The sequence below is a fragment of the Massilia consociata genome (assembly GCF_042432755.1).
In the GTDB taxonomy this organism is placed as follows: domain Bacteria; phylum Pseudomonadota; class Gammaproteobacteria; order Burkholderiales; family Burkholderiaceae_D; genus Telluria; species Telluria consociata.
In genome coordinates this window covers 108,367-134,322 of sequence record NZ_JBHLWP010000017.1, presented here as the reverse complement: position 1 = coordinate 134,322, position 25,956 = coordinate 108,367, and the positions used below count along the sequence as shown (strand labels likewise).

The window sequence follows — 25,956 nt, the reverse complement described above, 5'->3', positions numbered from 1 at the left end:
TTGCCAAATCGACCCCAACGCGGATAAGCTTCATGACGGACTCCTTCTTTCCAAACCGGTTGTGTGGAAACTCCAGTTTGGCACTTACGTGCCCTTAGGGGGAGGAGGAGTCCATCCCATTGCTTTCGACGGCGCCGGGTTAGGTTCTGGACTTGCCCGTCGGCTATACTGGCGCCGCCGCACGCTTTTATTTCAACCGATGGAAAACCAACACGCATCCGTACCGACGGTGCTCGTGGTCGAGGATGACGACCATATCGCCCAGGTCCTGCGCTTCATGCTCGAGCGCCAGGGCTACCGCGTCGTGCACCTGGCCGACGGCCGCGCCGCGAGCGAGCACATCGCATCGAGCCCCGAGCGTCCCGGCCTGGTGCTGCTCGACGTGATGCTGCCCTACGTGGACGGCTTCGAGCTGGTGGGCCTGGCCCGCGCGCGCGCCGACTGGGCCGGGGTGCCGATCCTGATGCTCACCGCCAAGAACACCGAGCGCGACACCGTGCGCGCGCTCGACGCCGGCGCCAACGATTTCGTCATCAAGCCGTTCCAGCCAAACGAACTGCTGGCGCGGGTGCGGCGGTTCCTGAAGACCTGATCTTGGATCCCGCCACCAGCAACACCTTCGTCACCGTCGCGCTCTGGACCGGGGCGATCGTGCTCGGCCTGACCATGCTGCTGGCCTTGCAGATCGTCGTGCTGCGCGTGTCCCTGCGCCGGCGCGAACGGCGCGAGGCGGCCGCGGTGGCGCGCTGGCGCCCGCTCCTGAACCTGGCCATCGTCGGCGACGAGCCCGACCTGCCCGCGCTCGCGCCGCGCGAGCGCCTGCCTTTCCTGCACCTGTGGGCGCACCTGCAGGGTTCGCTGCGCGGCGAGGCCGGCGAAGCGCTCAACAGGGTCGCGCGCCGCCTCGAGGTCGATGCCCTGGCGCGCGGCATGCTGGCGCGCGGGCCACGCAACGAACGCCTGCTCGCGGCCCTGGTGCTCGGACACCTGCGCGACCGCGCCGCATGGCCGCAACTGCTCCCATTGGCCCAGGCCGGGGACAGCGCCTTGTCGCTGACGGCGCTGTGGGCGCTGGTACGGGTCGACCCGGAAGCCGCCGCCGACTACCTGACCCCGCTGTTCATCGAGCGCGAGGACTGGGCCCTGTCGCACGTCGCCGGCATCCTGCAGCAGGCCAGCGCACAGGTGGCCGGCGTGCTGGCCCGCGTCCTGCCGCAACTCGGCGATGGCGGCGATTCGCGCCTGCCGCGTGCGCTGCGCATCGCCGAATCGCTGCGCGCGCCGCTGCCGGCCGGGGTGCTGCGCACGGCGCTCGCGAGCAGCTCGCCCGCCGTCGTCATCGCCGCCCTGCGCAGCGTGATCACGCCCGACACCCTGGACGAAGTGCGCGCCCTGCTCGCCCACGAGGACTGGCAGGTCCGGGTCCAGGCCGCGCGTGCGCTGGGAAGGGTCGGCGAACGCGGCGACGCGGCGCTCCTCACCGGGCTGCTGGGCGACCGCGAGTGGTGGGTGCGCTACCGCGCCGCGCAGGCGCTGCGCGACCTGCCGCTGCTGGGGCGCGCCGACATCGAGGCCGTGCGAGCCTCGCTTACCGACCGCTTCGCGCTCGACATGCTGGACCAGGTACTGGCCGAGGGGGAGACATGCTAGACGCGAATTGGGGGCGGCTCGTCACGGAAATCGTGACCTGGTTCGTGTTCTGTTATTTCATCGCGCTCAACGGCGGCTACCTGCTGCTCAACTTCTTCGCGATGCGCTCGTTGCACCGCAAGGGCCAGGAAATGTTCCTGAACGACCTGCCCCGCGCCTGGTCGGGCCTGGAGCCGCCGGTCAGCATCCTGGTCCCGGCCTACAACGAGGAAGCGACCATCGCCGCGTCGGTACGCTCGATGCTGCAGCTCACGTATGCGGAGTTCGAGATCATCGTCGTCAACGACGGCTCGAAGGACGGCACGCTCGATGTGCTCAAGCGCGAGTTCGGCCTGCTGCCCTTCCCCGAAGCCTACCGCCGCAGAATCCCGACCGCCGAGGTGCGCCAGGTCTACCGCTCCACGCGCTACCCGAACGTGCGGGTGATCGACAAGGTCAACGGCGGCAAGGCGGACTCGCTCAACGCCGCCATCAACGTCTCGCGCTATCCGCTGGTGTGCGGCGTGGACGCCGACTCGATCCTGCAGCGCGACAGCCTGGCCAAGGTCACCGAACCCTTCCTGCGCGACCCGACGGTGGTCGCGGCCGGCGGCACGGTGCGGGTGGCGAACGGCTGCCGGGTCAGCGGCGGCTTCCTGACCAATGTCGGCCTGCCGACCAACATCTGGGCCCTGTTCCAGGTGGTCGAGTACCTGCGCGCCTTCCTGTTCGGGCGCCTCGGCTGGTCGTCGATGAACGGCATGCTGATCATCTCCGGCGCCTTCGGCGTGTTCCGCAAGGACGCCGTCGTGATGGCCGGCGGCTACCGCCGCGACACCATCGGCGAGGACATGGAACTGGTGGTGCGCATGCACCGCCTGCTGCGCGCGCAGCGCCAGCCCTACCGCATCGAGTTCGTGCCCGATCCGGTGTGCTGGACCGAGGCGCCGGAAGACTACCGTACCCTGAAGAACCAGCGCATCCGCTGGCAGCGCGGGCTGGCCGAGAGCCTGAACGCGAACTGGGGCCTGCTGTTCTCGCGCAACGGCGGCGTGCCGGGCCGGGTCGCCTTCCCCTTCATGCTGCTGTTCGAGTGGCTCGGGCCGCTGGTGGAGCTGGGCGGCTACGTGTTCATGGTCTGCGCCTTCTTCACCGGGATGATTTCCTGGGACGCCTTCGGCGCCTTCCTGTTCGTCGCGATCGGCATGGGCATCCTGCTGTCGGCGTCCGGCCTGCTGCTGGAGGAGATGTCCTTCCACATCTACCCGCGCGGCAAGCAGCTGCTGGTGCTGGGCCTGGTGGTCATCCTCGAGAACTTCGGCTACCGCCAGCTCAACACCGTCTGGCGCCTGACCGGCCTGTGGCGCTGGGCGATGCAGAAGGAATCCAGCTGGGGCGTGATGACGCGCAAGGGCAGCTGGCAGCAGGGGCCGGGAAAGCAGGAGGCCAACGAAGGGCAGCCGGGAAGCAAATGAGCGCGGCCGGCCGTGCTTCGTCGCTACACTGGGCGCCATGCCACGCCTCGCCTTCCCGCCCACGCCCCTCCTTCCCCTCGTCTCCCTGCTGCTGTCCATGAGCGCGCCCGTCCACGCCGCCACGCTGCACTTGTGCCCGGCCTCGGCGGCCCCGAAAGCTGCTTTGTCGGCGCCGGCCTCGGGTCCGGACGCCGCCGATATGCGCCTGGTCGTCACGGATGGCGCGGCACTGACCGGCTGCCGCTCGGTCAGCCTGGGCAGGGCCCAGGTCGAGGCGCTGCACGTGCTGGGGCCGGCGGACAAGCCGGCAACGACCATCCTGCTGCAGGGTGGGGAAAAGGACGGGCGCTTCGTGGTCAGCGAAAGGACGCTGCTGCCCGACGACGACGCCGGCCCTGCCGCGCCGCAACCGATGCCGCTACGCGCCAATCTGCTGGACGGGATGGCGCTGCGCCCCTACGGTGTCGAGGAACGGGTGCAGGCACGCCTGGACGGCGGGCGCCTGCGTATCGCATGCCGGGCTGGCACGCGTCCGGCCGGCGTACTGCTGACCGGTCCCTGGTACCTGCCGCGCCTGCGCGCAGTGCTCCAGGCCCGATTCTCGGGTCGTGGACAATTCACCTGGCAGGCCGCCGATGCGGCGCACGCGGCGCGCGAGGCAGCACTCGACATGGGGCTGCTCGATGCAGGCAAGGGCGTAGCCACGACACGGCTGGCGCTGCCCGCCGGCCTGGACCGGGCAAGCTGGCGCCATGTCGTCGTTGCCTGCCCGCTTGGTGGCGGCACGCTGGCGCTGGACTCGCTCACGCTCGAGCCGGAAGCGCCACGGCCTGCCCCGCGTTCGACCTGGATCTGGGACCGCAGCGAGTGGCACGTGCGCGCCGAGGCCCTGCTCGACTGGGCCGCGAGCGAAAAACTGGGCGAGCTGTTCATCGTGGTGGCGCTGGAAGACGGCCGCGTGAAGGAACCGGAAGCGCTGGCAGGCTTCGTGCGCCGCGCGCGCCAGCGCGGCATCGCCGTCAGCGCGGTCGAGGGCGACCCGCACATGGTGCTGCCGGCCCAGCGCGCCGCCACCGCCGCGCGCGCGCGCGCCTATGCGGCCTACAACGCCGCCGCCGCGCCTTCCGCGCGCCTGGCATCGATCCAGTTCGACATCGAACCTTACCTGCTGCCGGAACACGTGCTGCCGGCTGCGCGCATGGACCGGGAATACCTGGCCACCGCCGCCGCCCTGCGCGAAGCGGCCGGTCCGATCCCGCTCGAATTCGTCGTGCCCTTCTGGTGGAACGACAGGCCCGGACTGCTCGACGGCCTGGCCCGCAGCGCGGACGCGCTGAGCGTCATGGATTATCGTACCGACCCGGAGCAGATCGTCCGCTTCGCCGTTCCCTTCCTCGACTGGGGCGCCGCGCACGGCAAGCGCGTGCGCATCGCCCTCGAAGCGGGCCCCTTGCCGGCGGAGACCCAGCGCCGCTACAGGCGGGCGCCTGGCGGCGCGCCGGGAGACATGCTGCTGCTGGGCGTCGGCGGCCAGCAGGTGCTGGTGCTGCTGCGCCAGCCCCTCGCCCATCCGGGCGCCCAGGCATACCAGCTTACCGGTACCCGCCACATCGACGGTTCGGCCACAACTTTCCACAAGGACAAGGACGCGCTGCGCGCGTTGCTGCCCCGGTTGGAAGCCGACTTCGGCGCCTGGCCGGGCTTCGCGGGCATCGCCTTGCACGAGATCCGCTGACGCCTCCCGGCGGCGGGCCAGGGCTTCAGACCAGGCCGAACAAATAGTAGGCGGCAATCGCGACCAGGACGGCCGAGGTGGCGATCAGCACCGATACCACGAAGATGTCGCGGTAGGACTGCTTGTGGGTCAACCCCGTCACGGCAAGCAAGGTGATCACGGCGCCGTTGTGCGGCAGCGTGTCCATGCCGCCGCTGGCCATCGAGGCCACCCGGTGCAGCACCTCCATCGGGATGCCTGCGCCATTGGCGGTGGCGATGAAGGTGTCGGCCAGCGCGGCCAATGCGATGCTCATGCCGCCGGACGCCGAACCGGTGATACCGGCCAGCACGCTGACGCTGACCGCTTCGTTGAGCAAGGGGTTGGGAATGCGCTCGAGGAGCCCGGTGATGGCCGCGAATCCCGGCAGCGCCGCAATGACCGCCCCGAATCCGTATTCCGACGCCGTGTTGAGCGAAGCCAGCAGTGCCCCGCCGACGGCGCTGGTAGAGCCTTCCGCGAAGCGCGCCGCCACCCGCTTGAAGGCAAACAGCAGCACCCAGAGTATGCCGGCAAGGAGCGCTCCTTCGACCGCCCAGATCGCCACCATGGGCGTGACCTGCACCGTCAGCGGCTGGCCGGACACGTCGATCGTCACCGCACTGCCGAAGTGCCGGGGGATGAGGCGCGTGAACAGCCAGTTCAGCAGGCCCACGACCAGCAGGGGCGACAGCGCGAGCAAGGGATGGGGCAAGCCGGCGCTGTCCAGCGCCTCGGGCTCGTTGCGGTGCCCGGTGCCGTAGCCTTCGCCGGCCGCGGCAGCCTGGCGGCGGCGGAATTCCAGGTAGGCGATCCCGGCAGTTACGATAAATGCCGAGCCCAGCAGGCCAAGGAAAGGCGCGGCCCAGGTGGTGGTGCCGAAGAAGGTGGTCGGGATGATGTTCTGGATCTGCGGCGAGCCGGGCATGGCGGCCATGGTGAAGGTGAAGGCGCCCAAGGCGATCGTGGCGGGAATCAGGCGTTTCGGGATGTCGCCCTGCCTGAACATTTCCGCTGCAAACGGATACACCGCGAACACGACCACGAACAGCGACACCCCGCCATAGGTCAGCAGCGCGCACACGAGGACGATCGACAGGATGGCGCGCTGCCTGCCCACCAGTCCGATCACGGCGCTGACGATCGCCTTGGAAAAGCCGGACAGTTCGATCACCTTGCCGAAGATGGCGCCCAGCACGAAGACCGGGAAATACAGCTTGACGAAGGCCACCAGCTTTTCCATGAAGACGCCACTGAACATCGGCAGGACGGCGCCCGGATCGGTCAGCAGCACGCCGAGCATGGCGCACACCGGGGCAAACAGGATGACGCTGTAGCCGCGATAGGCTGCCAGCATGAGCAGCGATAACGCGGCAAGCACGATCAGAACGTCCAATATGGCCTCCTTGAAAGATAGGGTCAGGCAGAGCGCCCGCGACACGACCAGGCCCGGTCAGCGCTGCGCCTGCCGGCTTGTCGCGCGCCTCCACGGCCCCGACGTTGCCATTCTGACCATGAAATATTAACAACCAACACAACAGGTGTACAGGAAAACGTTCGCCAAATGTGCTCCCGTGCCAACTGTCCGTTCCTTACCGGTTGCGACGGCCATAGCATTTCGTTGCCCAAATACAACAAACTGATGCTATTGCCCATATGCGAAGAAAGATATGCATGTTTTCTGCACGGAAAGTGGCAATTCGTGAGTTTCTTGTAGGATACTTCCTACGCGATTAAGGCGGCGCGCAGGCGCCTGCCCACCGCAATGAGCAGACGGCCCGCCGGTAGCGGGCCGCACCCACTTCATGCCGCTCGGCGCATCGACGCACGCGGCACACTACCCTTCCAGAGAACATGAAGAATATGAAAATCGGAGCCCGGCTGGCGCTGGGCTTTGGCGTCGTCGTCGTCCTGATGATGATCGTGGTCGCGACCGGCCTGAACGCACTTTCCGGCATGGACGACGCCATCGAGACGATCGTCGACGACAACAATGTCAAGATCGAAGCTGTCGCCACACTGCGCGATACTCAACAGCAATTCGCAATTGCCGTGCGCGATCTGACCATGATCTCCGACGAGAAGGGCATGGACGAGGCCGACGCACGCATGGCCGAGGCGGCCAAGCTCTACGCCGGTGCCATGGCCGTGTTACGGGAACGCGTCAACACGCCCGAGGGCAAGGTACTGCTGGACGAGGTGGCCGCCGGTGAATCAGCCGCAATGCCCGCGTTCCAGGTGGTGCGCCAGTACGGGAGAAACAACGACCTCGATGCGGCAGTCGAGCAACTGACGGGCGTCGTGGTCCCGAAAGTGGCGGCGTGGCAGGCATCGATCGGTAAATTGTTGGCATACCAGGCCGATCACAACCGGAAAAGCCAGGCGGCTGCGAAAGCCTCCTACACCCGCGTCCACCGTATCCTGCTCGGCCTCGGCCTGCTCTCCCTGCTGGCAGCCGGCGCCATCGCCTGGATGACCAGCCGCTCGATCACCAGGCCGCTGAACAAGGCGGTCGAGATTGCACGGACCGTGGCGGCCGGCGACCTGACCAGCACGATCGTCGTCACGTCGAACGACGAAACCGGGCAACTGCTCCAGTCCTTGAGCACGATGAACGACAGCCTGCAGACGATCGTCGCGAGCGTGCGCAGCAGTACCGATACGATCGCAACCGCATCGAACGAAATCGCTTCGGGCAATCTCGACCTGTCGTCGCGCACCGAGCAGCAGGCCGGGGCGCTGGAAGAAACGGCATCATCGATGGAAGAGCTGACCACGACCGTCAAGCAGAATGCCGACAATGCGCGGCAGGCCAACCAGCTGGCAGCCAGCGCTTCCGCGACCGCCCTGCAGGGTGGCGAGGTCGTCTCCCGCGTCGTCGAGACGATGACGTCCATCGACGAGTCGGCAAAGAAGATCGTCGACATCATCGCGGTCATCGACGGCATCGCCTTCCAGACCAATATTCTCGCCTTGAACGCTGCGGTGGAAGCAGCCCGCGCAGGGGAGCAAGGGCGAGGGTTCGCCGTCGTCGCTTCGGAGGTGCGCAACCTGGCCCACCGCTCGGCCAGCGCCGCCAAGGAAATCAAGGTGCTGATCTCCGACTCGGTCCAGAAGGTCGAGGCCGGCAGCCAGCTCGTCGGCGAAGCGGGCACCACCATGGAGCGTGTCGTGCAGAGCGTACGCCAGGTCAGCGACATCATGGCCGAGATCTCGAGCGCCAGCAGCGAGCAGGAACAGGGCATCGAGCAGATCACCCAGGCCGTCAGCGAGATGGACAGGGTCACGCAGCAGAATGCCGCCCTGGTGGAAGAGGCGGCGGCTGCCGCGCAGTCGCTGTTGGAGCAGTCCCAGGGCCTCGTGGAGACCGTCAGCGTGTTCAAGGTCCCGCGGCAGGCATCCGGCTTCCAGGCGGGAGCGGGATCGCAAGCGGCCAGGCCGTCCCTCGGCCACGCCATGCCGGCGCCGGTGGCGCTGTCGCTTTCCTGACACCCCGGCCAGGGGCGGCGCAACGCCGCCCCGCACTTCCCTGCAGAATGCTTTTCTGCTGCCAGCAGGACAGGGCAAAAAACGCGGCATCGGTATAATCCCTGCTCATTTTCGAGAGCATACCCGTGTCTGCGCCAATCCAGCCCACCCTTCTTTCGCACCTGCAAGACGTATGTGAGAACGCAACAGTCGCCTTGTTCGTGATGAATGAGCGGCAGTGCTGCGTCTACATGAACCCGGCGGCCGAAGCGCTCACCGGATATCGCCTGGACGAAGTCCAGGGCGCACCGCTGCATGATTTCGTCCACCACACCCGGCCCGACGGCACCCATTACCCCCTGGCCGAGTGTCCGATCGACAGGGCCGCGCCGGAGAACATGCAGGAACGCGGCGAGGAAGTCTTCGTGCACCGCGACGGCTCGTTCTACCCGGTGCGCTTCACGGCCAGCCCGATCCACCGTGACGGGAAGATCGTCGGGACCGTCATCGAAGTGCAGGACGCCCGCCCGCGCCTGCAGCAGGAGCGGGAACGGGACGCGTTGCACGCCATTGGCCTGCTGATCCTGCAGGAACTGAGCCACGAGAAGATCGTGGAGGCGGTGACCGAAGAGGCAACCCAGCTGACCGGAGCGCAGTTCGGCGCATTCTTCTACAACGTGCGCGACGAAGCCGGAGAAAGCTATACGCTGTACACCATCGCCGGCGTGCCGAAAGAGCATTTCACCCGCTTTCCCCTGCCGCGCGCCACCCACCTGTTCGGACCGACCTTCAGGGGGGAAAAGACCATCCGCAGCGACGATATCCGGTCGGATCCCCGCTATGGAAAGATGGCGCCGCATTACGGCATGCCGCCGGGGCACCTGCCGGTGCGCTCGTATCTTGCCGTGCCTGTCAGCCTCGGGAATGGCGAAGTGGTCGGTGGCCTGTTTTTCGGTCATGAGGAAACGAACCGCTTTACCGAGAGCCACGAACGCTTGGTCGAAACCCTCGCCGCCCAGGCCGCGATCGGGCTGAACAAGGCGTCGCTTTACCAGGAAGCGCTGTTCGCGCGCCGGCGCGCCGAACTGGATGCGCTCGAAAAGCAGAAGCTGTACGAGGAAGCCGCGCGCGCCAACGAGGTGAAGGACCAGTTCCTGGCAACGGTGTCGCATGAATTGCGCACGCCCCTGACATCGATACTGGGGTGGGCGCAGATGCTCACGTCGGGCAGGCTCGACGACGCGATGAAAGCGCGCGCCGTCGCGACGATCGAGCGCAATGCGCGCAGCCAGGCGCAGATCGTCGAGGACCTGCTCGACATCTCGCGGATCGTCAACGGCAAGTTGCGCCTGAATGTCCAGCTGTTCTCGCCCCAACTCTCGGTCGACGCGGCACTCGAAGCCCTGCGGCCGGCCGCCGCCGCCAAGAACATCGCGCTGCAACTGGTCGCCGACCCTTCGGCCGGCCCCATTTCCGGCGATCCGGAGCGGCTGCAGCAGATCGTCTGGAACCTGGTGGCGAATGCGATCAAGTTCACGCCCAAGGGCGGACGCGTCCAGCTCACGCTGAACAAGCAGGACTCCAACGTGCAGATCGCCGTCAGCGACAACGGCGCCGGCATACCCGAGGAACACCTGGCCCGGATATTCGATACGTTCACGCAGGTCGACCCGAGCTCCACCCGCAAGCACGGCGGTCTCGGCCTGGGGTTGGCGATCGTCAAGAAGCTTGCCGAACTGCATGGCGGCCATGTGCAGGCGTCCAGTCCCGGGCTCGGCAAGGGATCGGTCTTCACCGTGACCCTGCCCCTTGCCGCCGTCAAGAACGAGGCCCATGCCCCCGGAGCCGGCTCGGGCAGCCATGTTCCGCTTCCCGAAAACACCGAGGAATTCGGCCTGCGCGGCGCAACCGTCCTGCTGGTGGAAGATGACGACGACGCGCGCGACATGCTGGCCGCGGTGCTGCTCAGCGCCCACGCCGTGGTCGAGACGGCAGCCACGGCGCAGGAAGCCCTGGCCCTGTATGAAGGCATCCGCCCCGACCTGGTGGTGAGCGACATCGGCATGCCCGGCATGGATGGCTACGAATTCATTGCGGAGCTGCGCAGGCGCGAGCGCGCCGGCGGCCGCCCAGGCGTTCCGGCCGTCGCCCTGACCGCCTATGCCCGGGTCCAGGACCGGATGCGTGCGCTGACGTCGGGGTTCCAGATGCACGTCGCAAAACCGGTCGAACCTGCGGAATTGCTGACCGTGCTGGCAAGCCTCCGGTCCTGGAAGCTGCCGCAGTAGCTTCCCTCAGGACAGCGGCAGCTCCACCGCGAAGCGCGTCCCCTGCCCCGCCGCGGTCGTGAACCCGATCGACCCGCCATGCTCCTCGATGATCGCCTTGCTGATCGCCAGCCCCAGGCCGCTGCCGCCCCGGGTGCGCGAATCGGCCCCGTCGGCCTGGGCGAAGCGCTCGAATATGCGCGCCTGGAATGCCGGTGCGATGCCGGGGCCTTCGTCGAGCACGCTCAGGCAGGCCTTGCCGGCCGCCTGCGCCAGCCCGAGGGTGACGGTCCTGCCGGGCGGGGTGAACTTGATGGCGTTCGACAGCAGGTTGGTCAGCACCTGCTCCATCCGGTCCCGGTCGATTGCGGCGGCGATGCCCTCGGCGCCCGGCGCCCAGTCGCACCGCAGTACCACGCCGGCCTTGGCCGCGTGGCCTTCCATGGCGCCCAGGGCGCGCTCGGCCACCGGCAGCAGCGGCTGGGCCGTGCGCACGAAATCCATGTGGCCGGACTCGATCTTCTGGATGTCGAGCAGGTCGTTCACCATGCGCACCAGCCGTTCGCTGCTCTGGCCGGCAATCGCCGTCAGGCGGGCCGCGTCCGGCGGCAACTCGCCGGCCATGCCGTCGGCCAGCATGGCCAGCGAGGCCTGGATCGAGGTCAGCGGCGTGCGCAGTTCGTGCGAGACGGTGGCGACGAATTCGTTCTTCATCTGCTCGACCTTCTTGCGCTCGGAGATGTCGTGCAGGAACACGCTGAAGAAAGCCTCGGTGCCGCTGGCGGCCAGGCCGGAGGTCATCTCGATGGTGAACTCGCGGCCATGGCGGTCGATCACGACCCTTTCCAGGCGCTGCTCCAGCAGGGCCAGGTGGCCGGTCTGGCGGAAGACATGCAGGGCGTCGGCGAAACCGGCACGGTAGCGCTCGGGCAGCACCAGCTCGGCCAGCGGCCAGCCGACCGCCTCCTGCCGGCGCCAGCCGAACATGCGCTCGGCGGCGCCGTTCCAGTCGAGGACGATACCGCGCTGGTCGACCGCGATGAAGGCATCCTGCGCCGCTTCGACGACGGCGCTCATGCGCTCGCCGCTGGCGCGCACCGCCGCCAGTGCCCCCTCGAGGTCGCGGGTGCGTTCCTCGACGCGCTGCTCCAGCGTGGCGTTCAGGTCGCGCAGTTCGGCGCGTTGGCGCACCAGGTCGGCCACCAGCTTGTCGAGGGTGCCGGACAGGGCCTGCACCTCGAAGTAGTCCCTGGCGTTCGGCACCAGCGCCACCGCTTCGCCGCGCCCCAGGCGCTCGGCCGACTCGGCCAGCGCTCCCAGCGGGCGGGTGATGCGGCGCGCCACCAGCACGCCGGCCACCGAGAACAGCAGCGCCAGCGCCAGCCCGCTCCACAGCGCGTGTTCGCGCAGCTTGCGCACCGGTGCGTAGGCATCGGCGATATCCTGGCGCACCAGCACGGTCCAGCCCAGGCCCGGATACAGGCCGCGCCCGACAGTGGCGCCGTAGCCGACCAGGTAGTCCACGCCGTCGTCCCAGCGCTCGACCAGGTAGCCGGTGGCCTTGCCCTGCGCCAGGCGCAGGCTCCCGGTGCCGATGCGCTTGCCCTGCAGGCCCTTGGGTCCGAGCAGGACCACGCCCTCCCTGCTCACGATCAGCGCCTGCACCCTGCCGCGCTCCTGCACCGGTGCGATGATCGAGCGCTCGACGTCGCGCGCCCACTGCCATGACAGGTGCACGCCCAGCACGCCTTCGGTCACGCCGCCGGCGCCGGCATAGGGGAAGGCCACGTCCACGAAACGGCGCGGCTCGCCGTTCTCGCCGGGCAGCAGCTTGGCCAGCTTGACCGCCTCGTGCACGTCGCCGACATGGATCCCGTCCAGCGCATTCCTGAACCAGGGACGTTGCGAGACATCGACGCCTTCGAGCAGGCCGCGCGCTTCGACGATGACCTTGCCGTCCAGGCCGGTCATGCCGATCCAGTCGTAATAGCCGTAGGTCTGCTGCATGTCGGTGAGGACCTGGCGCCGCTGTGCCAGCGTCAGGCGCGGGTCGAGCAGGTCGTAGCGGCGTGCCATCAGGCCCACTTCACGGTAGCGCTCGGCCATGCCGCGGTCGAGCTTGTCGGCCGTCTGGTTGGCCAGCTCGCCGAGCCCATGGCCAATGCTCTCCTTCAGGTAGGCGGTGGAAGCGCGCTCGACGACTTCCACCAGCAGCAGCGTCAGGATCACCGTCAGCGAGGAGAACGCCAGCGCCAGCCAGGCGCCGAGCCCGCGGCGGCGGCGCGCGGCCGGGGGTGAAACCGAAGGTGTATCCATGCTACTGGTATCGAAGAACAATTACACCAGCGTAACATAAGCAACCCATGGCCGGGAGGCTCTGCGCACGGTCGTGCCGGATTTCCGTTAAACTACGTGGTTACTGTAATACACGCTTCAAGAGAACCCATGTCCGCCACGCCTGCCAACGAACCGCTGCTCGACTACGTCACCTCGTGCGCCCTGCCGACCCCCTGGGCGCAGTTCACGCTGCACGCCTTCGTCGAGCACGGGCCCGGCTTTGGCCCGGCCGGCAAGGAACACCTGGCCATGGTCCTGGGCGACATCGGCGACGGCGAGCCGGTGCTGGCGCGCGTGCATTCCGAGTGCCTGACCGGCGACGTGCTGTTCTCGCAGCGCTGCGACTGCGGCGCCCAGCTCGAAGGCGCGCTGCAGCGCATCGCCCAGGAAGGCCGCGGCATCCTGCTCTACCTGCGCCAGGAAGGCCGCGGGATCGGCCTGGTCAACAAGATCCGCGCCTACCGCCTGCAGGAAGCCGGCGCCGACACGGTCGAGGCCAACCTGCAGCTGGGCTTCCATGCCGACGCGCGCAACTACGAACTGTGCCGGCCGATGCTGGCCCAGTTCGGCGTCAAGTCGCTGCGCCTGATGACCAACAACCCGCGCAAGATCGACGCCATGACCCGCCTCGGCATCCAGGTCGCCGAACGCGTGCCCCTGCTGGTCAACCGCAATGCCTTCAACAACAGCTACCTGAACACCAAGCAGGCCAAGCTGGGGCACATGATGTCGCCCGCCAGCGTGCCGGTCGGCGAACCGGTCGTCGTCACCGCAGCCGCGCCGGACGCCTCCTGATCCGCCGCGCGGTGCCGGCAATTTGTTCCCGGACAGATTCCCCACAGCTAACGCGCGCACTGGCAAATAATCCGATGGCAAGATACAGGCTTCATCTTGCCATGATCGGATTGCATGAAACGGACTGCCGCCGCCCTCCTCTTGAGCTGCCTGGCGACGGGCGCGGTGACGGCGCCCCAGGCGAACCAGGGTAACCAGAACGCCCAGCGTGCTGCCCAGGCCGCGCCACCGCAGGTCCAGATTCCGGCCTCCCCGCACCTGCCGCCCTCCGCGCCGCCCGGCATGACGCCGCCCGCGCCGGGCCCGGACGAAGTCGATGCGCAGGACGCCCTGCCGCCGCCTTCCTCGGCGGCGCAGGACCTGTACTCGTCCGCGCGCGGCGACCTGCTGCAGATCCGCATGCTGCTCAAGAACGGGCGCACCCAGTCCACCGTCGGCTCGGGCTTCCTGGTCGGCGAAGGCAACCTGGTCGTGACCAACTACCACGTCGTCTCGCAGATGGCGCTCGACCCCGACGTCTACACGGCCGAGTACGTGGACACCGACGGCAACAGCGGCCCGGTGGAACTGATGGCGGTGGACGTGCTGCACGACCTGGCGGTGGTGCGCGTCAACCGCAACGGCAGCGGCTTCTTCAAGGTGCCGGAGCGCCCGGTGCGCCTGAGCCAGGGCCAGCGCCTGTATTCGCTCGGCAACCCGCTCGACCTCGGCTTTGCGATCTCGGAAGGCGCCTACAACGGCGTGGTGACGCGCAGCTTCTACGACCAGCTGATGTTCGGCGGCCCGATCAACTCGGGCATGAGCGGCGGGCCCAGCGTCACCGGCAACGGCACCGTGGCCGGTGTCAACGTGTCGAAGCGGCGCGACGGCGAATCGGTGAGTTTCCTGGTACCGGTGAAGTATGTGCAGGAGCTGCTGCGCGAGGTCGAGGCCCAGCCCAGTCCGCCCAAGGATTTCAACCCGCTGATCGCCCAGCAGCTGCTGGCGCACCAGCGCGCGATGGTCGATCGCCTGCTCGAGGAACCGCTGTCGATCAAGAGCATGGGGCCCTACCTGGTGCCGGTGCGCGAATCGGGGCAGTTGCGCTGCTGGGGACGCTCGAACGTGAAGGCACAGACCGCGTACACGTCGGACTCGATGAGCTGCGCCATGGAGTCGGCGATCTACGTCTCTTCGCAGCAGCAGACCGGGCACGTGTCGATGACCCACCAGTACATCCGCTCCGACAACCTGCATCCGCTGCCGTTCTCGGCCCTGGCCAGCCGCCTGTTCGGCAGTGCCAAGCTCGGCAACGCGAGCGACGAACGGCTGACCAAGCCGGTATGCACGGAAGGCTTCGTGCATACCCGCACCCTGCCGCTGCGGGCGGTGACCTGCGTGCGCGCCTACCGCAAGTTCGACGGCCTGTACAACTTCACGCTGCTGGTAGCCAGCACCAATGCGCCCGAATCGAGCCTGCAGAGCCGGCTCGACGTCTCGGGCGTATCGTACGAGAACGGCATGCGCGTCACGCGCGCCTTCCTGGGCTCCTTCGGGCGCAACGTCAAGCGGACGCCGCAGCGAGTGGCAAAGCGATGAACGGCCCTTGGACCATCGAGATGCTCGCCCGTAATGGCGAGGTGCTGCACCGCTACCGGGCGGCCAGCCTGCCGGTGCGCATCGGCCGCGCCTACGACAACGACTTCATCGTCGACGACGACTACGCCGCCCCGCACCACGCCGTGCTCGAGGCCGGCCCCGGGGGCGAGCTCCTGATGCGCGACCTCGGCACCCGCAACGGCCTGAACCACGGGCGCAAGCGGGTGCAGCAGGTGACGCTCGGTGGCGATACGGTCGTGCGCATGGGACACACGTCGCTGCGGGTACGGCCGGCCGACTTCCCGGTCCCGGCCGAGCTGCTGGACCGCACCATGCACGGCTGGGAAGGCTTGCTGCCGGGGGTGGCCGGCGTCCTGCTGGCGGGACTGGTGGCCCTCCTGGTGACCTGGCTGTTCGATGCGCAACCGTTCGAGCTGCTGAACTACGTCCTTGCGCCGGCGGCCGGGATCGGCGCCGGGCTCCTGTGGAGCAGCCTGTGGGCCTTCGTGAACCGCCTGTTCGGACGCCATGCGCGGCTTGGGCGGCACCTGTTCATCTTCGGTTGCGGCATGGCGGCCCTGGTGGGCTTTCGCCTGCTGGCTGCGGTGGTGGCCTACGCGTACTCGCTCGAATGGCTCACGCGCTACGGCTCGCATGTCGCGGTGGCCACCGTGGCCGGGATCGTCTACTTCCACCTGGCGACGATCCAGCCTGCGCTGCGCAGGCGCCTGCGCGTGGTCTGCGCCGGCGTGGCGCTGCTGGCCTCGGGCCTGGTGCTGATCGTGAACCAGCAGCGCCATGGCTACGTGGCCGACGAACTGTACATGTCGGTGCTGCTGCCCCCGCAGTTGCGCGCCAGTCCGGATGCGACGGTGGCGGACTACATGGGGTCGGTGGAAGCGATGCGCGCCGAGCTGGATGCCGAGCGCGCCCGCAAGGCCGACGAGGAAGGCAACTGAGCCGGTCCCCGCGGCGGGCCGCAGTGCGTGCGGCAGGATGGGTGGCTGAAGATGTCTGGCGACCGGTGCGCGGCCCGGTTGGCCGGCAGGAAGCCGTCACCCGGACCGCGGACGCGAAAGACCCTTAATGGGCGGCGCTGCCGGCCGGACGGCCGCCCTGCCCGCCCTGGCCGGCGTGCATGGCCTGCTGGCCGCCCTGTTGGGCGCCCTGCTGGCCATTCCGGGCCTCACCGTTGCCGCCCGATGCCTTGGACTCGCCATTAGGCCGTGCGAACGGATCGCTCGCGTTGCGCATCGCTTCCTGCTGGTTGCGGATGGTGCGCTCGGCTTCCTCGGCGGTGGTGCGCGCCACCTCGTCCACCAGCGCGCGTGCGGTACGGGTGGTGTTCTGCACGTGCTGCTCGGTCACGCGGGCGAGCTCCACCTGGGAGTCGGCCGCCAGGCGCGAGATGTGCTGCTGGTAGGCGCGCAGCTTCTCGGTGGTCGGCTGGGCGCGCGCCGCGGCTGCGGTCAGCATCTCGCTTTGACGGTCGGCAGTCAGCACCTGCTGGCTGGCCAGCGTGCTTTCTTCCACCAGCGTCTGCACGAGCTGGATATTCAGGTCGCACATCTGCTGGAAGGAGCGGAACATGGATTTGGACATGTCGTTCAGGAAGGCCGTCTGTGCGTCCATGTGGGTACGCACGGCCGGGGTCACGGATTGCGGGAAAGGATACATGCATTGACCTCGTTATATGGTTCAGGTGAAATGGGCACGCCCCGGGCGACCGGCAAAGCCGTCGTCCGCGACACGAAGGTAGAAGGCTAAAGATGCTGGCCCCCGCGCGTTTGATGTGGACCAAACGTGCGGGGGCACGGCATCAGTGCGCCGGAACCGTCCCCGGCAAGGGCGCCCCGCAATCCTTGCAGTAGCGCGCCCCGACATCGTGGCCGGTGCTGTTGCATTCGTCGCAGGCACGCGGCCGGCGCGTGCCCTGGCGCCGGTCGGTGCGGCGCGCCGTCATCTCGGCGGTAACGATGCCGGTGGGCACCGCAAGAATGCCCCAGCCGAGCAGCATCATGAAGGAGGCGATGGCCTTGCCCAGCGGGGTGTGCGGCGTGATGTCGCCGTAGCCGACCGTGGTCATCGTCACCGCCGCCCAGTACATCGACATCGGGATGCTGGTGAAGCCGTGATCCGGCCCCTCGACCACGTACATCAGGGTGCCGAGGATCAGGATCGCCATCAGCACCACCGACAGGAAGACCATGATCTTGCGCCGGCTCGCCGCCAGCGCCTCGCCCAGGCGCGTGTATTCCTCGATGTAGAGGGTGAGCTTGAAGATCCTGAACACACGCAGCAGGCGCAGGATACGGATGTCGAGCAGGGCCTCGCTGCCCGGCACCAGCAGCGAAATGTAGGTGGGCAGGACCGAAAGCAGGTCGATCAGCCCGTAGAAGCTCAATGCATAGCGCAAGGGATGGCGTACTGTAGCGAGCCGGGCGACATATTCGACGGTGAACAGCAGCGTGAAGAACCATTCCAGCCCGTACATCAGCTTCCTGTGCGGTCCGCCGATCGAAGGCACGCTGTCGAGGACGACAACCAGGATGCTGAGCAGGATCGCCACGACCAGGCCGATGTCGAAGGCACGTCCGGCCGGCGTGTCGATGCCGAAGATGATTTCATGCAGCCGCGCGCGCCAGCTTCCCGGGGCCCCCGCGCACTGCACCGGGTAGAAGGCGTCGCGCTGGCGATTACGTTGCTTCATCGGTCGGCCGGTCCTTTGCGTTCGGCCGTGTCGTGCTCGGGCAGGAGATCGACAGGCCGTTCGCCTGCATGTCACTTCGCATGACGTTCGACCCAGCCGGCGAAGCTGTCGATGAAGGTCTGGAAGAAGGCACGCGTGGATTCGTCGACCAGGCGCTCGCCGTCATACTTGGCGGCGACGTTGCCGACATACGCTTCCGGCGCCGGCATGCAGGACATGTTCAGGAAGGGCAGCATCTGGCGCAGGTGGTGGTTGGCGCCGAAGCCGCCCAGCGCGCCTGGCGACACGCTGACGATGGCGCAGGGCTTGTCGGCATAGGCGGCGTTGCCGTAGGGACGCGAGCCGACATCGATCGCGTTCTTCAGCGCCCCGGGCACCGAGCGGTTGTATTCCGGCGTGCAGAACAGGATCCCGTCGGCCTGGCCGATGCGGTCGCGGAACGCGGTGAAGGCGGCGGGCGGGGTGTCGGTCTCGTCGTCCTGATTGTACAGCGGCAGGTCGCGGATCTCGACGATCTCCATCTGCAGGTCGGTGGGCGCCAGTTCGATCATGGATTGCGCCACCTTGCGGGTGAAGGAATCCTTGCGCAGGCTGCCGACGATGACGGCGATGTGCCTTGTAGTCATGGTGCTCCTTTCGTGGTCGGTCGGGAAAGCCTGATGGTAACCATTTTTGCATCGCCTCGCATGGCCGGGCCAGCTGAACAAGGTGCCTCGTCAGCGAGGACGCGGGAAACGGCGAAAGCCGGTGCGGCTTGGCGCCGCTTGGCACCCGTCATTCCCACGGTTACCATTGCCAGCGAACTAAATATCAAAACACATTGACTAAGTAGGAGAGCTCCATGAAGACCAGCGCCCGCAACCAGTTTTTCGGCACCATCGCCGACGTGAAACCCGGCGCCGTCAACGACGAGATCGCGATCGAAGTCGCCGGCGGCCCGACGATCGTGGCCACCGTCACCAGCACCAGCACCGAAGAGCTCGGCCTGCGTCCGGGCGGCCAAGCCTGTGCGCTCGTCAAGGCCTCGTCGATCATCGTCGTGGCCGGGGACGAGCGTGCCCGCTTCTCGGCGCGCAACCAGCTGGCCGGAACGGTCGCGCGCCTGCAGCCGGGAGCGGTGAATACCGAGGTGGTCATCGACCTGCCGGGCGGCAGTTCGGTCACGGCCATCATCACGAACGACAGCAGCGAAGCCCTCGAGCTGGCTCCCGGCCGCCCGGCCACGGCGATGTTCAAGGCGTCGAGCGTCATCCTGGCCGTCCCGGACTGATTCCGTTTCGCCAGCGCCGGCGGCGGGCCGTCGGCTGCCGTCATCGGTCGCTGCGCTCCAGCAATGCCGCATACCATTGCGCATACGGCGTGTTGGCCACCATGCGCCGGTTGAAGTCCGGCGCGCCGTCGGTCCACCACACCGGGCCGCGTTCGCCGAGGGCGCGCTTGGCCTCGTCGACGTCGGCGCGCGCCTGGCGCTCCGCCTCCGGGTCGCCGGCCTTGCGGGCGGCGCCGACCTGCCGGCGCGCCGCCATGAGCCGGTCGACCAGCGCCTGCCGCGCTTGCGGCGCGAGCGCCGGGTTACTCGTGCGCCAAAGCCGGCCCGCCACCACGAAGTAGCGGCCGTCCGGGGTATTCGGGTAGGTTTGCCGGGCTGCCATGCCTTCACTATACCGAACAGGCATGCCGGCGCTCGTCCGACTGGTGTTTCTGGGCGAATGCTCAGATGCGCAGGCGCTTGCGCTCTGCCAGGAAACGCTTGAGCCGGGCGGCGCTCATCACGTCCACCGGGTCGCCATGCCAGGCATACAGGAAGGGCGCCCCGCCCTGGCGGTCGGTCAGCTTGGCCGACAGCAGGAAGCGCGTGCCGGCCGGATACTGCTCGGGGTCGCGCAAGGCGCGCGCGCACTGCACCCGCAGGCTGGTCGCGTAGGCCTGCCCCGGTACCGGCCGGATGCGCAGCCGCCCGGTGCGGGCATCGACCACCGATTCCACCGCCACCTCCCGGTAGGCCCAGCTGTCGCGCGCCATCGCCCTAGCCCTTCGAGGCCGCCAGGGCGGCAGGACGCACGACCGGCTGCTCGCGGATCGGCAGGTTGACCAGGGCGGCAGCCAGCGCGAGCAGGATGTCCGCGTACCACATCCAGGTGTAGTCGCCGAAGCGGACGAACGACAGCCCGCCGAGCCAGGCGCCGAAGAAGCCGCCGATCTGGTGCGACAGCAGGGTCATCCCGAACAGCGTGGCCAGGTAGCGCATGCCGAACAGCTTGCCGACCAGTCCGGCGGTGGGGGGCACCGTCGCCAGCCAGGTGAAGCCGAGCGCACCGGCGAACAGGTAGAAGGTCAGCGCGGTCTTGGGCGCCAGCAGGTAGAGCACGATCAGCACGGCGCGGCTGGCGTAGATGACGGCCAGGAGCGACTTCATGCGGTAGCGCGTGGCAAGCGCCCCGGCCGCCAGGCTGCCGGCAATGTTGAACAAGCCGATCAGCGCGAGCGCAGTGGCCGACACCCCGGCAGAAAGCCCGCACAGCGCCACCTCCTGCGGCAGGTGCGTGACGAGGAAGGCGATGTGGAAACCGCAGGTGAAAAAGCCCAGGTGCAGGCACAGGTAGCTGCGGTCGCGCATCGCCTGGCGCAGCTGTTCGGTCAGCGTGATGCCGGGCGCGGCTGCGGCTGTCGCCGCAGGTGCGCCGCCGCCGGAACCTGGGGCGGGCAAGGATGCTTTCTTCCCACGCAGGCCGCGCGCCAGCGGAATGGTGAGCAGGGTCGTGGCCGCCATCGAGAGCATGGCCATCACCCAGCCGGCGCCGGCGATGATCGCCTGCATCAGCGGCGCGAACACGAACTGGCCGAAGGAGCCGCCGGCATTGATGAAGCCGGACGCGAAAGCCCGCCGCTCGGGCGGCAGGCGCTGGGCGGTGGCGCCGATCAGGATCGAGAAGCTCCCCGCCCCGGCCCCGGCGGCCGACAGGATGCCCATGGTGAGCAGCAGGCCCCACTCGGAATCCACGAAAGGCGTGGCCGCGGTGCCGGCCGCAAGCATGAGTCCGCCGATGACGATGACCCTGGCCGGGCCGTACTTGTCGGCGATGGCGCCGAACACCGGCTGCGATGCCCCCCACATGAGCTGGGCGACGGCCATGGCGAAGCTGATGGTGGCCACGCCCAGGCCGGTCGAGGTATTGATCGGAGACAGGAACAGCCCGGTCGTCAGGCGCGCGCCCATGGTGATCATCAGGATGGCGCTGGCGGCCAGGATCAGCATCCAGGCCGCGCGCGGCGACATGGCGGGAGAGGCCGCGGGGGCTGCGGCTGCGGGGGTGGTCATGTGCGCTCCTGCTCAAACGGGCGACCTGCCCGCTCGCGGATTATAGTGCATATAGTGCATATGCACGCACATATCTGACAGCCATCAATCCGGTTTCATTCCGCCGTCTTGACGAGCAGCGCCACCGCCTCGGCCGCCATGCCCTCCTCGCGCCCGAGGAAGCCCAGCTTCTCGTTGGTCTTGGCCTTGATGTTGACCTGCTGCGGCGCCACGCCCAGGTCTTCGGCGATGCGCGAGACCATTTGCGGGATGTGCGGCGCCATCTTCGGCGCCTGCGCGATGATCGTGGCGTCGACATTGCCGATCGTGTAACCGGTGGCGATCACGCGGTGCGCCACTTCGCGCAGCAAGGTACGCGAATCGGCGCCGGCGAACATCGGGTCGGTATCCGGGAAATGCTTGCCGATGTCCCCCAGGGCGGCCGCGCCGAGGAGCGCATCGATGATCGCATGCAGCAGTACGTCGGCGTCCGAGTGGCCCAGCAGGCCCAGGCGGTGCGGGATGGTCACGCCGCCGACGATGAGCTGGCGCCCTTCGACCAGTGCGTGGCAGTCGTAGCCGCTCCCGATGCGGAACGGCGGGGTCGGATTGTAGGAAGCTTGTGCCATAGTGTTTCAGTCGTTCACTGTGATGTGGGTTGAAAGGCTGCCAGGTACATCTCGGCAATGCGGATGTCCGCCGGCAGCGTCACTTTGAGGTTGCGTGGATGTCCTTCCACTAATTTAGGGGCCAGTCCCAGCGCTTCAACCGCGCTGGCGTCATCGGTGATCCTCGATGCATCGGGATCGGACCCACCGGCCGCGTCGAGGGCGCGCAGCAGGAGCTGGTAACGGAACATCTGCGGCGTTTGCGCCAGCCACAGTCCGTCGCGGGACACGGTGGCAACCTCGCCGCCCACGTTGCGCTTGACCGTGTCGACCACCGGCAGCGCCAGCAGGCCGCCGGCCGGGTGCTCCCCCGTTTCGACGATCAGGCGTTCGATCAGTTCCGCATCGAGTCCGGGACGGGCTGCGTCGTGGACGAGGACCCAGTCATCCTGGGAAACGATGCCGTGCAGTGTGCGCAGTCCGTTGCGCACGGTCTCCATGCGGCTCGCGCCGCCGCAGCGCAGGACGGTGACACCATCTGGCGGAACGATGCCGTCGATCACGGGATCGTCGGCGCTCACCACCACATAGGTGTGCGCGATGAGCGGGCTCGAGCGGAAGGCGTCGAGCGTATGGCGCAGCATCGGCTTGCCGCCGACCTGCAGGTATTGCTTGGGCCTGCCGGCGGCCATGCGTGTACCGACGCCGGCGGCGGGGATGAGCGCGACGTACCGCCGGGCAGCCTCGTGCGGGCCCGTGTGCGTCATGGCTGTGTTGTTCATGTTGATTTGCTTCTTCTTGCGGGTCGAATCAGCGACTGTACCTCACCTCCGCAAACCTTGCCCAGGCGCGCATATTCCTGCGGCGAATCGATGTCGGCCTGCAGGGCCTCGACCTTCGCCATCTCGCTTTTAATGTAGGGCATCCAGCCGCGGTCGATCTCGCGCTGGAGCAGGCTTTGCGCCTGGCCGATGCGCGCATACAGCGGCTTGTTCTCGAAGCGCTGGGCCAGCGCCGCGCGCACCCGGGCCTCGGCGCGCGGCAGGTGGTCGAGATAGGTGTTCAGGTGGCGCATCTCGTGCGCGAGCACTTCCTCGTAGGCGCACGAGCCGGGCCGGAACTCGCGGCTGATGTACACCACGATCGGCGGGTAGGTCAGCCGCACTTCGATATGCGGGGCAATGCATTCGTAGCCGCTGCCGGGGTCGGTCAGCAGGCGTCCGCCGACATTGATGCTCACCCGCGACTCGGTGCGCGTCAGGCCCAGCACGACCTGGCCGGGCCGGGTGCGCCCTTTCATCACCGTGAGCGAACGGAAACCCAGCGAATTGTCGATGCGGTAGCCGCTCTGCGAGCCGGTCAGTACCAGCAGCGACTCGCCGATCGTGTCCTCGCAACGCGCCTGGAATTCGCTGCGCGGCGCAGCCTGGGCCGCGGCAGCCGCAGCACAGGTCCAGAGCACGAAGACGAGCAGCAGCCTCATCGATTCAAGCCGGGTGCCAGGTGCCGGACAGGATTTTCTCGAGCCAGAACGTGCCGATGATGGTCTTCACGTCGGTGATCTCGCCGCGCCGGACCAGGTCGAGCAGCTCGGGCACGGTGGCGGTAAAGGTTTCGAGGAATTCGCCGGCATCGAGCTTCTGCTCGCCTGCGGTCAGGTCTTCGGCCAGGAACAGTTCCAGGTGCTCGTCGGAATAGGCGATGGCATTGTGGATGGTGCAGACGAAGCGCCACTTGCCGGCCGTGTAGCCGGTCTCTTCTTCGAGCTCGCGCTTGGCGCACTCCAGGTGGTCCTCGCCCGGGTCGATCTTCCCTGCCGGGAATTCGATGAAGACCTGCGCGTTCGGATAGCGGAACTGGCGCTCGAGCAGCACGCGGCCGTCGGGCAGCAGCGGCAGGATCACCACCGCACCGGGGTGGCGGATGAATTCGCGGTGCGAAGTGCTGCCGTCGGGCAGCGTCACCTTGTCGCGTTCTACCCTGAGGAAGGGACCGTCGTAGACGACGCCGCCGTCGATGCGGGTTTCTTTCAAGTCAACCGTCATGCATGCTCCGTGTTGGGTTTCGTGAGGGGCCGGCTCCGCCGGCGGCCGCTTCCCGAACGCGCATGCGGGACAAACGGATTGTCGAGATGCGAACGCTGGCCGGACGCGCGGTCGGCAAAGCCGACCAAGCTACGCGCGACGTTTGCGCAGGTAGCGCAGGACGAATCCGGGAAAGGCCAGCACCAGGAACAGGCAGCCCGTGACCGCATAGAACTCCCAGTTCTGCGCGAACACGCCGCCGATCCGGGATTCCAGCATGCGTGCCAGGAAGCCGACGACAAAGTATAAAACAATTAACTCGAGCAGGCGCAGCGGGAGGGACTTCGTGCGCAAGGGGGGAGGAACGGTGCCGTCACCGGCCGTCTTCGGTTTCAGGGGAATGAAACCGAAGACACGCTCGGTGAGGAAAGGCAGGTTGGCGGCCGCGAGGGAAATCGCGACCACCAGCCAGACAGCCAGGGAGGAATCCACCGGCCGCCTGCTTACTTGGCGAGGGTTGCCTGCATGGCGCTGTAGCACACCGCCAGCAGCCAGCCCGGGACGATACCCAGCAGGACCACGGCCACGCCATTGAGCGACATCACGACGCGCATGTCGGTCGGGGTGTGGATGGCTGCGGTGTCGGCTGCCTCGTCGAACCAGACGGTCTTGACGATGCGCAGGTAGTAGAAGGCGCCGATCAGCGAGAACATCACCGCCACCACCGCCAGCCACACCATGCCGGCGTCGGCCACGGCCTGCAGCACCGCCCACTTCGCCATGAAGCCGACCATCGGCGGCACGCCCGCCAGCGAGAACATCAGGATGGTCAGGACGATCGCGAACCACGGGCTGCGCTTGCCCAGGCCCTTGAAGTCGGCGATGTTCTCCGCTTCGTGGCCGGCACGCGCCAGCATCATGATCAGGCCGAAGCTGCCGACCGTGGTCAGGACGTAGGTGATGGTGTAGTACATCGCGGCGCTGTACGACGAGGCGGCATTGCTGTTGTCGCCGCCGACCACGCCGGTCATCATGGCCAGGACCACGAAGCCCATCTGGGCAATGGTCGAGTAGGCCAGCATGCGCTTGATGTTGGTCTGGGCGATCGCGGTGATGTTACCCACGGCCAGCGACAGCACGGCCAGCACCAGCAGCATCTGCTGCCAGTCGAACGCCATCGCCGGCAGGCCTTCCACCAGCAGGCGGACCACCATGGCGAAGGTCGCCAGCTTCGGTGCGCCGCCCAGCAGCAGGGTGACGGCGGTCGGGGCGCCCTGCACCACGTCCGGTACCCACATGTGGAACGGCACCACGCCGAGCTTGAACGCCAGGCCGGCAACGATGAACACCAGGCCGAACACCAGGATGGTGCGGTTGGCGTCGGCGGTCGCGCTCACCTGGCCGATGGTGGTCAGGTCCAGCGAACCGGTCGCGCCGTAGATCATCGACATGCCGTACAGCAGGAAGCCCGACGACAGTGCGCCCAGGATGAAGTACTTCATCGCGGCTTCGGTCGAGATCGCGTGGTCGCGGCGCAGCGCCACCAGGGCGTACAGCGACAGCGACATCAGTTCCACGCCCAGGTACAGCGACAGCATGCTGTTGCCCGAGATCATGATCATCTGGCCCAGCATCGAGAACAGCGCGAGCGAATAGAACTCGCCGCCCAGGTTACCGGACATCATCGCGCGGTCTTCGGCGTACTGGCGCGAATACACCAGGGTCATGGCGGTGGCCACGTAGGTCACCAGCTTGAGCAGGTTGGACATCGGGTCCGACACGTACATCCCGTTGAAGGTATATACGGTGGCGCCGGCGTTCATGTCGGCGAAGGTCAGCACGCCGCAGCCGGCGATGGCCATCAGGGACAGCGCGTACGTCCAGGTGCGCTTGCCCTCCTTCAGGAACAGGTCGATCAGCAGGATCGCGGAAGTCGCGATCAGCAGGAAGATTTCGGCATAGACCGGCGCCAGGTTGGTGTCGGCCGCTGCTAACAATGTGGAGTTCATTTCAT

The 25,956-nt window shown here is 67.6% G+C and carries 23 protein-coding genes and 1 pseudogene; 10 read left to right on the top strand and 14 right to left on the bottom strand.

The genetic code is table 11. The annotated features are described in order from the left end of the window. The first annotated feature begins 199 nt into the window (after positions 1 to 199). From ACFFJK_RS19145 to ACFFJK_RS19130, 4 genes are read left to right on the top strand one after another with little or no spacing between them, the layout of a single operon-like run. Entirely contained in the window at positions 200 to 592 is a 393-nt protein-coding gene (locus ACFFJK_RS19145) for a response regulator transcription factor (protein WP_379681248.1), read from the top strand. A gap of 2 nt (positions 593 to 594) precedes the next feature. Continuing rightward, positions 595 to 1,650, top strand: coding sequence for a HEAT repeat domain-containing protein (locus ACFFJK_RS19140; protein ID WP_379681246.1), 1,056 nt, complete (start codon positions 595 to 597; stop codon positions 1,648 to 1,650). After that, positions 1,644 to 3,104 carry a glycosyltransferase family 2 protein gene (locus tag ACFFJK_RS19135; protein ID WP_379681245.1) on the top strand — a complete coding sequence of 487 codons (1,461 nt, stop codon included), beginning with the start codon at positions 1,644 to 1,646 and terminating at the stop codon, positions 3,102 to 3,104. Before ACFFJK_RS19140 ends, ACFFJK_RS19135 begins: the two co-directional genes overlap by 7 nt. Before the next feature lie 37 nt (positions 3,105 to 3,141). Beyond that, positions 3,142 to 4,839 carry a hypothetical protein gene (locus ACFFJK_RS19130; RefSeq protein ID WP_379681244.1) on the top strand — a complete coding sequence of 566 codons (1,698 nt, stop codon included), beginning with the start codon at positions 3,142 to 3,144 and terminating at the stop codon, positions 4,837 to 4,839. 25 nt (positions 4,840 to 4,864) lie between these two features. Here the strand turns inward: ACFFJK_RS19130 and ACFFJK_RS19125 are convergent, their stop codons facing one another. Next, the gene (locus ACFFJK_RS19125; protein WP_446686059.1) at positions 4,865 to 6,214 is read right to left on the bottom strand and encodes a GntP family permease; all 1,350 of its coding nucleotides are present in this window, start codon (positions 6,212 to 6,214) and stop codon (positions 4,865 to 4,867) included. 497 nt (positions 6,215 to 6,711) lie between these two features. On the opposite strand from ACFFJK_RS19125, the gene ACFFJK_RS19120 reads away from it, so the two are divergent. Further along, positions 6,712 to 8,346 carry a methyl-accepting chemotaxis protein gene (locus ACFFJK_RS19120; RefSeq protein WP_379681241.1) on the top strand — a complete coding sequence of 545 codons (1,635 nt, stop codon included), beginning with the start codon at positions 6,712 to 6,714 and terminating at the stop codon, positions 8,344 to 8,346. A gap of 125 nt (positions 8,347 to 8,471) precedes the next feature. Then, positions 8,472 to 10,613 carry a hybrid sensor histidine kinase/response regulator gene (locus tag ACFFJK_RS19115; RefSeq protein ID WP_379681240.1) on the top strand — a complete coding sequence of 714 codons (2,142 nt, stop codon included), beginning with the start codon at positions 8,472 to 8,474 and terminating at the stop codon, positions 10,611 to 10,613. Positions 10,614 to 10,619: 6 nt separating this feature from the next. Here ACFFJK_RS19115 and ACFFJK_RS19110 read toward each other — a convergent pair whose 3' ends face one another. Then, positions 10,620 to 12,908: a sensor histidine kinase gene (locus tag ACFFJK_RS19110; RefSeq protein ID WP_379681238.1), complete on the bottom strand. Its 2,289-nt coding sequence runs from the start codon at positions 12,906 to 12,908 to the stop codon at positions 10,620 to 10,622. 129 nt (positions 12,909 to 13,037) lie between these two features. Between ACFFJK_RS19110 and ribA the strand changes: the two genes are divergently transcribed. The 3 genes from ribA (at position 13,038) to ACFFJK_RS19095 (ending at position 16,261) form a co-directional block, all read left to right on the top strand. Further along, positions 13,038 to 13,724: a GTP cyclohydrolase II gene (gene ribA / locus ACFFJK_RS19105; protein WP_379681237.1), complete on the top strand. Its 687-nt coding sequence runs from the start codon at positions 13,038 to 13,040 to the stop codon at positions 13,722 to 13,724. Between the two features lie 114 nt (positions 13,725 to 13,838). Next, positions 13,839 to 15,302, top strand: a complete 1,464-nt coding sequence (locus tag ACFFJK_RS19100; protein WP_379681236.1) for a S1 family peptidase — start codon at positions 13,839 to 13,841, stop codon at positions 15,300 to 15,302. Beyond that, positions 15,299 to 16,261: an FHA domain-containing protein gene (locus ACFFJK_RS19095; protein WP_379681234.1), complete on the top strand. Its 963-nt coding sequence runs from the start codon at positions 15,299 to 15,301 to the stop codon at positions 16,259 to 16,261. The genes ACFFJK_RS19100 and ACFFJK_RS19095 overlap by 4 nt, the downstream gene beginning before the upstream one ends. Positions 16,262 to 16,385: 124 nt before the next feature. On the opposite strand, the gene ACFFJK_RS19090 is transcribed toward ACFFJK_RS19095, so the two are convergent. From ACFFJK_RS19090 to ACFFJK_RS19080, 3 genes are all read right to left on the bottom strand, one after another. Next, on the bottom strand, positions 16,386 to 16,934 hold the full coding sequence (locus ACFFJK_RS19090; RefSeq protein WP_379681233.1) for a phasin family protein: 549 nt from the start codon (positions 16,932 to 16,934) through the stop codon (positions 16,386 to 16,388). Positions 16,935 to 17,121: 187 nt separating this feature from the next. Further along, complete coding sequence (locus ACFFJK_RS19085) at positions 17,122 to 18,012, bottom strand: ion transporter (RefSeq protein ID WP_379681231.1); 891 nt, start codon at positions 18,010 to 18,012, stop codon at positions 17,122 to 17,124. 71 nt (positions 18,013 to 18,083) lie between these two features. Then, positions 18,084 to 18,638 (bottom strand): NADPH-dependent FMN reductase, encoded by a 555-nt coding sequence (locus tag ACFFJK_RS19080; protein ID WP_379681230.1) that lies wholly within the window; start codon positions 18,636 to 18,638, stop codon positions 18,084 to 18,086. Positions 18,639 to 18,853: 215 nt separating this feature from the next. Here ACFFJK_RS19080 and ACFFJK_RS19075 point away from each other — a divergent pair. Next, positions 18,854 to 19,282 (top strand): annotated as a pseudogene (locus ACFFJK_RS19075) (TOBE domain-containing protein); the annotation flags it as partial. Between the two features lie 40 nt (positions 19,283 to 19,322). Here ACFFJK_RS19075 and ACFFJK_RS19070 read toward each other — a convergent pair. The 9 genes from ACFFJK_RS19070 to nuoN form a co-directional block, all read right to left on the bottom strand. Further along, positions 19,323 to 19,664 (bottom strand): hypothetical protein, encoded by a 342-nt coding sequence (locus tag ACFFJK_RS19070; RefSeq protein ID WP_379681229.1) that lies wholly within the window; start codon positions 19,662 to 19,664, stop codon positions 19,323 to 19,325. Between the two features lie 61 nt (positions 19,665 to 19,725). Continuing rightward, positions 19,726 to 20,034 carry a hypothetical protein gene (locus ACFFJK_RS19065; RefSeq protein WP_379681228.1) on the bottom strand — a complete coding sequence of 103 codons (309 nt, stop codon included), beginning with the start codon at positions 20,032 to 20,034 and terminating at the stop codon, positions 19,726 to 19,728. A 4-nt stretch (positions 20,035 to 20,038) separates the two neighbouring features. Continuing rightward, complete coding sequence (locus tag ACFFJK_RS19060; protein ID WP_379681227.1) at positions 20,039 to 21,331, bottom strand: MFS transporter; 1,293 nt, start codon at positions 21,329 to 21,331, stop codon at positions 20,039 to 20,041. A gap of 95 nt (positions 21,332 to 21,426) precedes the next feature. Next, positions 21,427 to 21,939 carry a 2-C-methyl-D-erythritol 2,4-cyclodiphosphate synthase gene (gene ispF / locus ACFFJK_RS19055; RefSeq protein WP_379681226.1) on the bottom strand — a complete coding sequence of 171 codons (513 nt, stop codon included), beginning with the start codon at positions 21,937 to 21,939 and terminating at the stop codon, positions 21,427 to 21,429. 14 nt (positions 21,940 to 21,953) lie between these two features. Next, entirely contained in the window at positions 21,954 to 22,700 is a 747-nt protein-coding gene (ispD, locus tag ACFFJK_RS19050; RefSeq protein ID WP_379681225.1) for a 2-C-methyl-D-erythritol 4-phosphate cytidylyltransferase, read from the bottom strand. Next, the gene (locus tag ACFFJK_RS19045; RefSeq protein ID WP_379681223.1) at positions 22,697 to 23,401 is read right to left on the bottom strand and encodes a hypothetical protein; all 705 of its coding nucleotides are present in this window, start codon (positions 23,399 to 23,401) and stop codon (positions 22,697 to 22,699) included. Before ACFFJK_RS19045 ends, ispD begins: the two co-directional genes overlap by 4 nt. Positions 23,402 to 23,405: 4 nt before the next feature. Beyond that, positions 23,406 to 23,963: an NUDIX domain-containing protein gene (locus ACFFJK_RS19040; protein WP_379681222.1), complete on the bottom strand. Its 558-nt coding sequence runs from the start codon at positions 23,961 to 23,963 to the stop codon at positions 23,406 to 23,408. Positions 23,964 to 24,092: 129 nt separating this feature from the next. Then, a complete protein-coding gene (locus ACFFJK_RS19035) occupies positions 24,093 to 24,434 on the bottom strand; it encodes a DUF2818 family protein (protein ID WP_379681221.1) in 342 nt (113 codons plus the stop codon). Positions 24,435 to 24,445: 11 nt separating this feature from the next. Then, on the bottom strand, positions 24,446 to 25,951 hold the full coding sequence (nuoN, locus tag ACFFJK_RS19030) for an NADH-quinone oxidoreductase subunit NuoN (RefSeq protein WP_379681219.1): 1,506 nt from the start codon (positions 25,949 to 25,951) through the stop codon (positions 24,446 to 24,448). Between the last annotated feature and the right edge of the window lie 5 nt (positions 25,952 to 25,956).